Here is a 13560-nt window from a genome sequence, read left to right as displayed (position 1 = left end):
AGAAAATTGAAATTAAAATGCAATGCTTAAGAACTGAAAATCACTTCGATTTACTATTAATCTCGTACAATTTCAAGCAATTTCTCTATACAATCGCTTGATATATCAACGGTTTTCTCTTTTTATCTATATTTTCAGAATTTAAATTTGTGTTCTACACTTCAGTAACAAATAGAAAAAGGAGGTTTACATAGATGTCATCAAACTACATCAATGGATATTTAATGTCTTTCAACACCTATTTACTTCAGCCAATGCAGTATGACTCTAAAATTTTCACAAGGGTAATTGATAAGCATAATGAGCTGATCGTCACACGGAAACCAATGCATATATTACGAAAATCTTGTATCTCACTTGGAACAACCTATGAAGCAGCAAGACATTCCGCCAAACGCTTTTTCGGCAATCAACATAAGCTTCCAATCGTTGTTGCTTATGATTATGGTTATCCTTGTATTTTCCTACCAACGTTTTCTCCTAACTCTATCCACAATATTTGGATTGGACTTCACGCCATTTCGAATATTGTACCGAGTAAAATGGGTTGTATCGTTACACTGAAAAATGATAAACAGATTGAGCTACCTATTCAATATGCTTCGATTAGCAAGCAATTTGTCAATGCATCGATGCTTTATAAACATTACATGAATGAACGTAAGGAGATTAGCCAAGACACTCCGTATCATCCACCTTTTTAATTTGAATGGTCTATCAAACTAAAAAACCCCTCAAAAGCACAGTTTCATTGTGCCTTTGAGGGGCTTTCATTACCCGATTTTCGAACGTAAATATGCATTAATGAATGGATTTACATCGCCATCCATCACTGCTCCTACATTACCTGTTTCTTCATTTGTACGATGATCCTTCACCATTGAATATGGATGGAATACATATGAACGAATTTGTGAACCCCAGCCGATTTCCTTCTGTTCACCACGGATTTCATCTAGCTGTGCCTGCTGCTTTTCGATCTCTAATTGATAGAGTTTCCCTTTTAACATCGTCATTGCTTTTTCACGGTTTTTAATCTGTGAACGTTCTGCCTGACATTGTACGACAGTACCAGTTGGAATGTGCGTAATACGAACAGCTGAATCTGTTGTATTAATGTGCTGACCACCTGCACCTGTTGCACGATACGTATCAATTTTTAAATCCTCTGTACGAATATCAATTTCAATATTGTCATCGAATTCAGGCATAACATCACAAGAAACGAACGATGTATGACGACGACCAGAAGAGTCAAACGGTGAAATACGTACTAAACGATGGACACCTTTTTCTGCTTGCAAATAGCCATAAGCATTATGACCCTTAATGGACAATGTTACAGATTTAATCCCTGCTTCATCGCCTGGAAGATAATCAACTGTTTCGACTTTAAAGCCACGTTTTTCCGCCCAGCGTGTGTACATACGAAGTAGCATTGAGCCCCAATCCTGAGATTCCGTACCACCTGCTCCTGGATGCAGCTCTAAAATCGCATTATTTTGATCGTATGGACCGCTTAATAGTAATTGCAGCTCAAAATCGCCCATTTTTTGCTGGAATTCTTCTAATTCATTGCCTAGCTCCTCCTGCAATTCTTCATCAGGCTCTTCGCGCAATAGCTCTAGCGTCATATCTAGGTTCTCATACGTTTCCAATAAATCTTTATACTCATTAACTGTTGCCTTTAAGCCATTACTCTCATTAATGATTACCTGTGCCCCTTGCTGATCATCCCAGAAAGCTGGCTCAAGCATCATTTCATCTAATTCTTGAATGCGTGCCTCTTTGTTTTCTAAGTCAAAGAGACCCCCTAAAATCCGCCAATTTTTTGGCTGAAGTGTCTAACGCGTTACGTACATCTGCTAATTCAATCATTGTTAAATCCTCCGAACATTATTAAGGGGGCAAACTTGTATGATAGAAGTTTAAAAATCAGCAATAAAATGATTTTAAAATACTGATACTTCATTTTTAAAGCCCCGATCTCTTTATTATAACGTTTTTACGACGGAAAACATACTTTTTTACAACACAGAGGATTCGTTTCAGTCTTTTTCAGCTTCATCCTCAAAGATAACATCGTTCGCTATACGTTGGAATACTTTACCTTGATCATATTGAACTAATAAATTCTTTGTTCGTTTTTCCAGTTTATATTTTAATAAATAAGCTCTTTGAATTCTGGTTTCAAATGCTCTAACACTTAAGTCCACATTAGTTTCATAGCCGTTCATAAAAATTACTTTTGTATTCTTTTTATCGACAGCTAGATAGTCCTGAATATGATGAACAGCAAACCATATACATTCCTGTCGTAAATAAGACATACTTGGAAACCATACAATATTACTTTGTTCATGAACAACAATTGGATTTTTATTCAACTTTCCAAGTATCATTCTCGAGCCATCGAAAGCCCCTCTTAAGCTAGAACCAAAATAACGTAGATTATAATCCATTAATTTTGTCGGCGCTAATTTTGATATATATTCGTAATCCCTTTCTATTACACGTGTACACAAGTTACCATGGGCATCATACTCCGGTATATACAGCATCGTTTTACTACTCATAATGTCATCATTATGCATGTCAATCCTCCTTAAAATAGTATTTATCCAATGTAATTCCTCGGGAAGGTCTGGCCATGACATCATTTCTCGAGGATTTTTTATATCCACTCATGAATCACCCCCTTTATTCAAAAATCAGGTTCAAATCAACGAAACTTTCCAACTATTCATCTTTATAATAAATCAGAAAAAAGTTATAAACATTACCCTTTTTATTGAACTATTTACCTATTGTTGTAGTATCATATATCTTTTTCTGAATTTTCCGTTATTTCATTTCATTTAAACTTTATTGAAAAACCTCCTACTTACTAACTAACGATTGTTCGCACATTTTCTATGGTCTTAGCTAGCAGAATGAGTATCGTGAAAACATCCTAAAACATAGAAAAAAGACCATTCTAACATAAAGTTAAAATGATCTTTTTCGAAAAATTATTGAGCTGCACCATGGCAGTTTTTAAATTTCTTACCGCTTCCGCATGGACATGAATCATTACGCCCGACATTTTCTGCCTTACGAGCAGGTTGCTTTTTCGGAGCTGAGCCGCCATCCTCTTTCGGATTAACAGCTTGACCTTTTGCAACTTCCTCACGCTCTAAATTATTATGGATTTCTGCCTTCATCGCATATTTTGCTACATCTTCGCGAATGGAAGCGACCATATCCTCAAACATAGCAAAGCCCTCTTGTTGATATTCACGAAGCGGGTCATTTTGACCATATGCACGAAGATGGATACCTTGACGTAGCTGATCCATAGCATCGATATGATCAATCCACTTCGTATCAATTGAACGTAATAAGATAACCTTTTCAAATTCACGCATACGCTCTGGCGTAAGCTGTTCTTCTTTTTCATCATAACGCGTTTGGACAGCGTTAGAAATTAGTTGGTTAATCTCTTCTGCGGATTTACCTTGGAAATCTTCCACCTTCAAATCGCCTTCATCTAATAGGTTTGCTGCAACATAGTCATCAATTGCTTTTAAATGCCAATCTTTTTGCTCACCTTGCGTATACAATGCGACAACGTTGTCGATCGTTTCTTGAATCATAGACTCAACAAGCACACGCATATTTTCTGTTTCTAATACGTCGTAACGCTCTTTATAAATAATCTCACGTTGCTGACGTAACACATCATCATATTGTAATAGACGTTTACGAGCATCGAAGTTATTACCTTCAACGCGTTTTTGAGCTGATTCTACTGCTCTTGAAACAACTTTAGATTGTAGTGGCTGTGAATCATCCATCCCTAATTTCATCATCATGTTCTTCATATTATCGGAGCCAAAACGACGCATTAATTCATCTTCTAGTGACAGATAGAATTGAGTAATCCCCGGGTTCCCTTGACGACCAGAACGACCACGTAGCTGATTATCGATACGACGAGATTCATGACGCTCCGTACCAATTACCGCTAAACCGCCAAGCTCCATTACACCTTCTCCAGGTTTAATGTCCGTACCACGACCAGCCATGTTCGTAGCAATTGTTACTGCACCCTGCGTACCAGCATTCGCAATAATTTCTGCTTCACGCTCATGGTTTTTCGCGTTTAATACGTTATGTGGGATTTTATGTTTATCCAATAAATTCGAAATAATTTCAGATGTTTCAATAGCAACAGTACCGACAAGAACTGGTTGTCCAGCTCTATGGCGCTCTGCAATATCTGCCGCCACCGCTTTATATTTCCCTTCCATCGAAGCAAAAATTAAGTCCGGACGGTCATCACGAGCAATCGGCTTATTCGTAGGAATCGCCACAACACTCATATTATAAATATTACGGAATTCCTCTTCCTCTGTTTTCGCAGTACCTGTCATACCCGAAAGCTTTAGATACATACGGAAGTAGTTTTGGAACGTAATTGTCGCCATCGTCATCGATTCATTTTGAATCTCTACGCCCTCTTTAGCTTCAATTGCCTGATGCAGTCCATCTGAGTAACGACGACCTTTCATTAAACGACCTGTAAAGCCGTCAACAATAATGATTTCGCCCTCTTGTACAACATAATCAACATCATTATGCATACTTACATGTGCCTTTAACGACTGGTTAATCGCATGGTTTAAACGCACATGTGTTAAATCAAACAGGTTATCAATGCCAAATGCTTTCTCTGCTTTTTCAACACCAGCATCTGTTAACGTAACACCTTTTGTAGATTCTTCATATGTGTAATCTGTTTCCGCACTTAACATACGAACAAACGCATTAGACTGTTTATAAAGCTGCGCTGATTTCCCAGCCTGACCCGAAATAATTAATGGAGTACGCGCTTCATCAATTAAAATCGAGTCAACCTCATCGATTACCGCAAAATGTAGCGGACGTTGTACACGTTCTTCTTTATAAAGCACCATATTATCACGTAAATAGTCAAAGCCAAGCTCATTGTTTGTACTATACGTAATATCAGCTTCATAGGCTGCACGTTTTTCTTCTTTTGATAAGCTGTTCAAGTTTAAACCAACCGTTAAGCCTAAGAAATTATATAAATGCCCCATTTCTTCAGCATCACGACTCGCTAAATATTCGTTGACTGTCACAACATGTACGCCTTTACCAGTAATGGCATTTAGATAAACAGCCATCGTAGCCGTTAACGTTTTACCTTCACCGGTTTTCATTTCCGCAATATTACCTTCATCTAGTGAAGCAGCACCCATAATTTGTACACGGAATGGGTACATCTCTAACACACGCTTTGACCCTTCTCGACAAACGGCAAAAGCTTCCGCACGGATCGAGTCTAAATGCTCTCCGTCGGCATAGCGTTTTTTAAACTCTTCTGTTTTCGCTTGTAATTGATCATCTGAAAGCTGTTCCATTTGAGAAGCGAATCCCTCAACCTGGTCAGCGACTTTTTCTAATTTTTTTAGTTCACGTTTATTGAAATCAAATAATTTATTTAATAGGTTTGCCATGAATTTTTTCACTTCCTATATAGTCTCAACTTTCATTTTACCATTGTGTAACAGTTTCATGCAAACAGAGTCCTTAGCATGAAAGGAAATCATATCAATTACGCCTTGGCGTGATTGCGTCCGGATTTTGAATTGTGCTAGCACAATTCAAAATCCGTGATATCTGCCAGAGGCTTATCTTCATTCAGTAGGCGTTCGGTGAAAATTGAGGTAAGAATTCCTACTGAATGAAGATAAAAAAGGCTCCCGCTTTTCGCGAGAGCCCTTGTGCATATTAAAATTTAAGTTGTTTCAATTAAGCCATATTTACCGTCTTTGCGTTTGTAGACAATATTTGTGCCGTTTGATTCTGCATCTGTGAAGATATAGAAATCATGCCCTAGCATATTCATTTGTAAGACAGCTTCTTCTTGATCCATCGGTTTTAAATCAAATTGCTTTGTACGAACAATTGAGTATTCATCTTCCTCTGTAACTGCATCAGCGGCTGCTTGAGAAGTAGCAAAATAAAGGCCTGTACCTTCGCGCTCACGGAATTTACGGTTTACCTTTGTTTTATGCTTACGGATTTGACGTTCTAATTTATCAACGATTAAGTCAACCGCAGCATACATATCATTATGACGCTCTTCTGCACGAAGAGTTAAGTTCTTCATTGGAATTGTAACTTCCACTTTAGTTTGCTTGTCATTATAAACCTTTAAATTTACGTTAGCATTGGCGTTAACATCTTCGTTAAAATAACGTTCAACTTTTTCGATTTTGTTTTCAACATACTCTCGAATAGCTGGAGTTACCTCAATATTTTCACCGCGAATGTTAAAGTTTAACATGTAAACTCCTCCTTTATAACTGCTATACTTTATACTTCTACACAAGTGTGCGAAATTCCTCTAAAATAATTCTTTTTTTCAAAAAAATTTTTTCCTGAAATAATGTGTAGCATTTGCGAAAGCAAAGAAGTTAGATATGGGATGAACAAAATCATCCCCCACTGATGAATACTTCCTTTATGAATTAATGCTATTTAGTTTTGCCTCATCAGCTTCTCTTCTTCGGCGTAGTTTCAACTCTTCGACAATCAAATCCTCAACCGCTTCTTGATTATTAAAATTCACACCATACTGCTTACCATTACCAAAAGGACGGCTCCAAATGACTTCACCATAAGCTCGTACCTCTCTTGTATCCAGAATAAAGCGTAAATCCAAAGGACGAGGATTGACACCTAAATCCACCTCAGTAAACATCTTTAACCCTCGTGGACTAATATCAAGCAAATCAGCCATTGCCGTTTGCGCTTGATCGACTCTACCTTCCTCATAAATGGCAAAAGTCATTTTAACAGGCTCCTCAAATTTAAATCGAAAGCCTTCTTGGCGCTTAAATATCATCTTCCCACCTCAATACTATTCTAAACATCTATGTAGCTTGATTATGACACGATGCATGTTTTACATCCAGAGGGAATAAGTAACATATTTTACCGGATAAAGACCTATTTTACGACTAATTAAATGTTTCCCTTTTGTACGATATAAAGTTCGTGTCTCGTATTTCTTGCAAAGAAAAGAGACCATCTTGAATCGATGGCCTCTATGTTGTCTAAATTTGTCCAGCGTTTCCCTGGCCGTATTGCTGCTGTCGATTGATGCGAATAACTTCCTTCCATGTATCACGGAATTCCGTCACTAATCCCTCAACTTCTTCAATGATAGCGACATCACTTTGAATATTTGCTTCGACTAAACGATGATTCATATATTCATAAAGTGCAAGCATATTTTTTGATATTTCGATATCCATATTCAATGTTGCCATCAGCTCGCTAATAATTGCTTGTGCTTTGATAAGATTTGTATTTTTTTCTTGAATATTCTTTTCTTGAATGGCTAGTTTCGCTTTGTGCAAGAACTTTAAACATCCATTATAAAGCATTAATGTCAGCTCACCAGGGGAAGCAGTGGTAACACTATTTTGTTTGTACGCGTTTTGTGCTGTTAGATTTGCTGCCAATAAAGGACAACTCCTTTGAAAGGTTACTTATTTACTAGTTTAAACCATCTTACGAAGAAAAGCTAATAGGTCAATTACGCCTCGACGGAATTGGGTCTGAATTTTGAATTATGTGGTCACAATTCAAAATTCATTACATCCGCCAGAGCTTTATCTTCCATTTAGCTATCGGCCTCTGCTACGCTAAATGGGGATAAAAAGTTAATTCTTTTTGTCATAATACATGCCATCCATTACACGAACATTCGAGTAGGGATCGAAGTATTGTCCTTCACTTTTCTTTGTTTTCTGTAGGTTTGCCATATCCTGCTTTACGGCGCTCATGACAGTAGCCAATCGTTCTTTTATCCCATTATCTAATTCAAGTAACGTTCGATGAATCCGATTCTGTTCGTCGAATTGAAAGCTATCTTGAACCAAATCTTCAATAATTTTTCCCCGCTTGTCTAACATATTGTTAATATTATCAATATATTCATCGCGCTCTTCACCTTTTGGAATGTCGCCCAAAAGTTTAAATAAGTTAGCTGACACCTGCAATAGTTGATCTATTTGTTGCATATCATTCTCCTACCTTACTAATTAGAAGCCTCCACCTGCACCTTGCATGAACATACTAGATTGCTGGTTCGCTTTATTGATCGCTTGCTCCATAGCTGTAAATTGTTTCCAGTAACGCTGTTCAATATTCTCTAATTTAACTTTCCAAGTGTTTATTCGACTATCAACATCTAATAAATTTTTACCAATTGAGTAGTTTTGTTCTGTCATAGTTGCTTTACCAGCTTTTTTCTCAATGTTAGTAGTAAATGTACTCATTGAAGAACGTAACTTTTGAACAACCCCTGGTTCTCCTGGATTATTTTCGGTAACTGTATTGGTAAATGTTTTTACAACAGCCTCTGGATCTTTAGCAATTGCAGCACGTAACTTCTCATCATCTATTTTTAATTTACCACCGTCAGTATAATCATTAGATGTTGTTATCCCCAACTCATACAATGTATCTAGCTCAGCGTTAGTACTACCACCTTTTTCGTACATATTGCTACGTAATGCAGAAAGACCACTTCGGATCATTGAATCACTTCGAAGAATACCACTTTTCGCCTTTTCTTCCCACTTTTCAATATCCGATTTTTCCATATCAGCTTTTTGTTCATCTGTTAATGGTGTAAAGTCTCTATATTTTTTTTCCTTTGTTACATTATTTAAAGATTCTACAAGACCATTATATGTGTCTACAAATTTTTTAATTTGATTAAACAAATGGTCTGAATCAGTTTTAGTTGTAATGCTAATTGGCTTAGTTCCCGTATATGTATCATTTAGAGTAACCGTAAAACCATTCAAATCGAATGTATTAGAAGATCGTTCAATGTCAATTCCATTAACAGTTAATTTTGCATTTTGTCCATCTGTATTTAAAGCATTCGCTGGATTTGATACTCCACCTGAATGAGACAAATCAGGATTTACCCCAAAACCAAGTTTTTGAAAAATACCAGCAGAATCTTTTGTAACATATAAGTTTACATCCTCAATAGTTTGAGTAGTTCCACCTTGTTCTAAATCTAACTTACCACCAGTACCTGTTGCATCAGTTGTAATCGATATTTGACCTGACCGCTCATCATAAAATGCTGAAAGTCCAGTCCCATTATTTAATTTAGATATCACACTATCAATTGAATCTGTTTGTTTAAATGATAAATTAACATCTTTAAAAGTACCGTCTTTTTGAAGAACTTTCATTTCAATAGTCTGATCACCAGTGACACCGATGTCTTCTAAAGTAGTGGACTTCGTGATAGCACCGCCACCTGATAATGTTGTACCAATGTTACCTACACGTCTTGTTGAAGTAGCTAGTTGTGAAACTGAAGAAATATCTAAGCTAGCACCATCTTTTGACGTTGTTGCTGTAGCAGAAATTGCATTATTACTACTTGTTGTAGTCTTTTTCCAAATATCTTTTTGTAAAAGCATTTCTTTTGATAAAAAATCATCAAACGCTTTGATTTGCTTATTGACATCTCGGTACGCGTCACGTTGCCATTCATAAGTCTGCTTTTTTTGATAAAGTTTATTTAATGGCGCCTTTTCTGCCTTCATCATTTTTTCTACAAGACTATCAATATCCATTCCTGACGCTAAACCACCAATTCGATTTACCATACGAAAAACCTCCAATGTATTATTTAAATTTTTTCGTCTACAATCATTCCTACTTGTTTCTGCATTTCATAAAAAGCATCTAATAATTCTTTAGGCGGAATTTCTTTAATCACTTCTTCTGTGTCCGAATCGACAAGTTGAATAAAATATTTGTCCAACCCCTCATGTAACACAAATTTTGACCGTCTATGATCCACCTCTAGAAATTCATTCACAGTGTTTACTGCTTGCTTTAGTTCATCAATTGGAAATTCAGATGTTTCAAGACCAAATTGCGCTTTATTTTTAGAAACCACTTTTTCTCCTATAATAGCAACTTGAGATTGGGTATCAGAATTCTTTTTTTCTGTTGTTGCTATGTTATTCCCAACGTTTTTCTGAACTGACATTTCTGTATTTTGTGAAGCAATACGCATAATAAACCCCTCCGTGAGATAAATTACTTTGTATTTATACTATCGGACTGTAAAATTATTTTTTCACAAAAAAAATAGAAAATAGCGGAAAAGGTCTGCAGTAGTTAAAGTAGAACCAACTGTATTACCAATTCTATGATGTTAGTTTGTTATTTCTTCAACTTTGGCATTGAGTGTAGTTTATATGTTGGCAGGAAATGCTATATTCAACAAAAATTCACAAGAGACTGATTGCTTTAATTCGTACATTGTTTAATATTAAATGCCTTCTACTGGTTAACTCATTTCTTGTCTCAATAGTAAAACTCCTTCAAAGTAATGCTCGTTTTTCAACAATAGTTTTTTGGGTCTTTTTTTCAGGTAAATGTGTGTATCATCCTGGGAACATTAAGCCATTGATTGTTATAGCGATCCAATAGATCCACCATTTTCGACGATGACAAATAGGTATAACTATAGATACCCCCATAAATCAAACATACTTTAAGTTTTCCACTAATTAATCTATTCAATTTCTGCTTTCACTTTGAATATTAGTAGAATGGCTCTATAATTATATTTTTCTTTACACCCAACAATCTATTATCTACTTTACTCATTTTGACAAAGTAAAAACGATAGCATAATACAAAATTACGCTATCGCTTTCTATGTTCCATATTAGCCAATGATTTTCACAAATTTCTGTAACCTATACAAACAAAGGTTTTAGTCTTACTTCAACAATTTTACCTACCTGCTCAAAATTCTCAGCAGACAGTGTACCATTTTTTAATAAATACCTTTTCGGCCTTACAATTTGATATAAGTGAATTTGTATGAATATCCCTTCCTCATTTTAACCTGTAAGCCATTCTCTAAGTACTAAAATCGTTGCATACTACCAAATTGTGTTTTATGCGAAATAGTATAGCATTAATACTGCTTTTTAATTTTCAATAAACATTGAATTAAACTTTATCATTTTTACTTCCTAAAGCTATTTAACTTTATTTTGAATCAAATAATCACATATCTCGAAATCAAGCAAAGTATCAATATCAAATGATTGTTCATTTGACATAACAAATCCTATCGTTTCTTCTGTTAAAAATGATTGTTCGTGTAAAAGCGCCTCTATCTCAGCAATATAAATTGCTCCGTTTAATGCATAAGCAACAGGTAAGTCTTGTCTTCTTGTTGCAATTTGTTCTTGCTTTATTAAAGGACGCATGCTTCCATCCTCTAAAGTATACATCCAATAGGGCGATTTATCTGGCTCAGTGACAGAAACACAAAATTTTGCTTTCTTTTGTAAAATGTATTCAATACAACCATCAATATCATCAACTGTACGTAGCGGAGAAGTTGGCTGTAATAATAAGACATAATCATAACCCGGGCACTGTTGAATAGCATGTAATACTGGAGCAATGCCTGGTGTATCATCACAAGCTAATTCTAATGGTCTAATAAATGGTACATCACAATCGTATTGCTTTGCCACTTTAATAATCTTCGAATCTTCAGAGGATACAATTAGACTTGTAATGTATTTAGACTTTTTTGCTTCTTCAATAGTCCATGCAATTAAAGGTTTACCTGCTAATTCACGTATGTTTTTCCGTGGTACACCTTTAGAACCTCCACGTGCTGGAATTATCGCTAATATTTTGTGCTTCATAATGAGAGCTCCTTAAACTCTTTATTTGCCCTATTAAAATCATCTACCTGCCCTATATCTAACCAATATTCATGAATAGGAAAAACAGATGTTTTCATTTTCTTTTCAATCAATTGTTCAAAAAGTGTAGGCATATCGTAATATTCATCCTGAGGTATAAAATCGAACACTTCTGGATTAAGTACGTAAATACCAGCATTAACGAAGCTACGATGTATTGGCTTTTCATTTATTGATAATAGATTTGTACCAGCTGTTTCAATAACGCCATAAGGAATCTGATATTCGTATTCTCTTACACACATTGTTGCAATTGATTGATGTTCTTTATGAAATTGCATAAGTTGATCAAAATTTATTTGTGTAAGTAGGTCTCCATTCATAACAAAAAACGGCTCAGCCGGTCGATTGTTTATTAATGAAAGTGCCCCGGCAGTCCCCATTCTCTTATCTTCTTCTATGTACTCAATTGTCACATCAAAAGCTTTACCATTTTGAAAATAGTCTTGAATAACTTCCTTTTTGTAATTTACAGAGAAAATAAAATTCGTGTAACCATTTTGCTTAAAACCTTCAATAATTGTTTCTAAAATTGGTTTATTCCCTACCCTCAGCATTGGTTTCGGTATTTCATTTGTTAGTGGACGGAGCCTAGTACCTAGTCCACCTAGCATTAAAACAACTTTATTTTGATGGTCCAACGACATATCAAGGTTATCCATAAATAAAATATCTATTATTTTATTTGATTGATCTACTATAGGTAATTGCTTAAGCATCTTGGTTTTCATTAATTGCTTATATTTATTAAGCTTTTGTCCAGTTTGCGCACTAATTGGATTAGGGTTCATAATTGAAGTGATCGGAACCTCAAGGCCTTCTCCACGCAAAATACCTCGTCGAATATCACCATCAGTTACGGTACCAAGTAATCTCTGTTTTTCATCTACAACAACTGCAAACTTAAAAGAAGATTCGTTAATGATTTTCATTGTATGAAATAAAGAAATTGTAGGATAAACTAATATTTCTTCCCATCTGTTAATAGAATTCACCTTCTTTTTCAATAAAACAATAAAAATATTAGAGACTATTTCTTACTAGCCACAACAACCCATTCCTTTATTTCATGCTCTCCATTTTGATAACTTCTTGTTATATATTCAAACTCTTCAATTTGAAAATTATTTAATAAATCTAATACATCTTCTTTAGTACTAAATCTACAGTATCCTGTCCCTTTTAAAGGACCTTCAGATACAATCCATGAGTTATACCCAACTTTTTCTCCTGTTCCTTCACCCCAGCTACCATTCGCAAAAGTTTTGGTGAAAATCTTACCATTTGATTTTAAAACTCTATAAATCTCCGAAAATATCTTATTAGATTCTTCAAATGAGTTAATACATATAGATTCATTATCAATAACTGCATCAAAGAAGTCATTTTCATATGGAATAACTGTAAAGTCCCCCTGTATAATTTCTCCATTCCATCCTTGAACTTCTTTATCTAATCTTTCATTTGCTCTTTTAACTGCAGTAGGGGAACCGTCTATACCATATACCGAAAAACCTTCACGTGCAATGTACCACACATTTGCACCAGGACCACTTCCTACCTCAAGTATTCTGATACTTTTTCTATCTTCTACTTTATAAAAATTTCTCGCAATAAATCTAACCAAATCTTCTGCTGGGTATTTTCCCCATTCATTATTTCTAAAAATTTCTTCCCAAATTTGTTCCCAAGCCAATATACTCAC

General features: G+C 35.5%; 13 protein-coding genes. 1 reads left to right on the top strand and 12 read right to left on the bottom strand.

The window, feature by feature from the left end; all coding sequences use genetic code 11:
- The first annotated feature begins 194 nt into the window (after positions 1 to 194).
- Positions 195 to 704 (top strand): competence protein ComK, encoded by a 510-nt coding sequence (locus ACQKOG_RS24260; protein ID WP_370078307.1) that lies wholly within the window; start codon positions 195 to 197, stop codon positions 702 to 704.
- 69 nt (positions 705 to 773) lie between these two features.
- On the opposite strand, the gene prfB is transcribed toward ACQKOG_RS24260, so the two are convergent.
- From prfB to ACQKOG_RS24200, 12 genes are all read right to left on the bottom strand, one after another.
- Positions 774 to 1878, bottom strand: a protein-coding gene (prfB, locus tag ACQKOG_RS24255) for a peptide chain release factor 2 (RefSeq protein ID WP_427448398.1) whose coding sequence is annotated in 2 segments (ribosomal slippage) — positions 774 to 1802 and positions 1804 to 1878 — 1104 coding nt in all. Because the reading frame shifts where the segments join, the coding sequence is not laid out codon by codon here.
- 170 nt (positions 1879 to 2048) lie between these two features.
- A complete protein-coding gene (locus ACQKOG_RS24250; RefSeq protein ID WP_402872583.1) occupies positions 2049 to 2594 on the bottom strand; it encodes a competence protein ComK in 546 nt (181 codons plus the stop codon).
- 417 nt (positions 2595 to 3011) lie between these two features.
- A complete protein-coding gene (gene secA, locus ACQKOG_RS24245) occupies positions 3012 to 5522 on the bottom strand; it encodes a preprotein translocase subunit SecA (protein ID WP_427448397.1) in 2511 nt (836 codons plus the stop codon).
- Positions 5523 to 5803: 281 nt separating this feature from the next.
- The gene (gene hpf / locus ACQKOG_RS24240; protein WP_370078315.1) at positions 5804 to 6355 is read right to left on the bottom strand and encodes a ribosome hibernation-promoting factor, HPF/YfiA family; all 552 of its coding nucleotides are present in this window, start codon (positions 6353 to 6355) and stop codon (positions 5804 to 5806) included.
- Positions 6356 to 6532: 177 nt separating this feature from the next.
- The gene (locus ACQKOG_RS24235) at positions 6533 to 6916 is read right to left on the bottom strand and encodes a PilZ domain-containing protein (RefSeq protein ID WP_370078317.1); all 384 of its coding nucleotides are present in this window, start codon (positions 6914 to 6916) and stop codon (positions 6533 to 6535) included.
- A 211-nt stretch (positions 6917 to 7127) separates the two neighbouring features.
- Positions 7128 to 7538, bottom strand: coding sequence for a flagellar export chaperone FliS (gene fliS, locus ACQKOG_RS24230; protein WP_370078319.1), 411 nt, complete (start codon positions 7536 to 7538; stop codon positions 7128 to 7130).
- 201 nt (positions 7539 to 7739) lie between these two features.
- Positions 7740 to 8099: a flagellar protein FliT gene (locus ACQKOG_RS24225; RefSeq protein ID WP_370078321.1), complete on the bottom strand. Its 360-nt coding sequence runs from the start codon at positions 8097 to 8099 to the stop codon at positions 7740 to 7742.
- A gap of 21 nt (positions 8100 to 8120) precedes the next feature.
- On the bottom strand, positions 8121 to 9716 hold the full coding sequence (locus ACQKOG_RS24220; RefSeq protein ID WP_370078323.1) for a flagellar hook-associated protein 2: 1596 nt from the start codon (positions 9714 to 9716) through the stop codon (positions 8121 to 8123).
- A gap of 23 nt (positions 9717 to 9739) precedes the next feature.
- Positions 9740 to 10132: a flagellar protein FlaG gene (locus ACQKOG_RS24215; protein ID WP_370078325.1), complete on the bottom strand. Its 393-nt coding sequence runs from the start codon at positions 10130 to 10132 to the stop codon at positions 9740 to 9742.
- 979 nt (positions 10133 to 11111) lie between these two features.
- The gene (locus ACQKOG_RS24210) at positions 11112 to 11795 is read right to left on the bottom strand and encodes a cytidylyltransferase domain-containing protein (protein ID WP_370078327.1); all 684 of its coding nucleotides are present in this window, start codon (positions 11793 to 11795) and stop codon (positions 11112 to 11114) included.
- A complete protein-coding gene (locus tag ACQKOG_RS24205; RefSeq protein ID WP_370078487.1) occupies positions 11792 to 12841 on the bottom strand; it encodes a nucleotidyltransferase family protein in 1050 nt (349 codons plus the stop codon). The genes ACQKOG_RS24210 and ACQKOG_RS24205 overlap by 4 nt, the downstream gene beginning before the upstream one ends.
- Positions 12842 to 12885: 44 nt before the next feature.
- A complete protein-coding gene (locus tag ACQKOG_RS24200; RefSeq protein ID WP_427448396.1) occupies positions 12886 to 13560 on the bottom strand; it encodes a class I SAM-dependent methyltransferase in 675 nt (224 codons plus the stop codon).

This window comes from Lysinibacillus sp. NPDC093216, assembly GCF_050280325.1.
Taxonomy (GTDB): Bacteria; Bacillota; Bacilli; order Bacillales_A; family Planococcaceae; genus Lysinibacillus.
The sequence above is the reverse complement of the archived record's forward strand: the minus strand, read 5'-3'. Positions and strand labels throughout refer to the sequence as shown.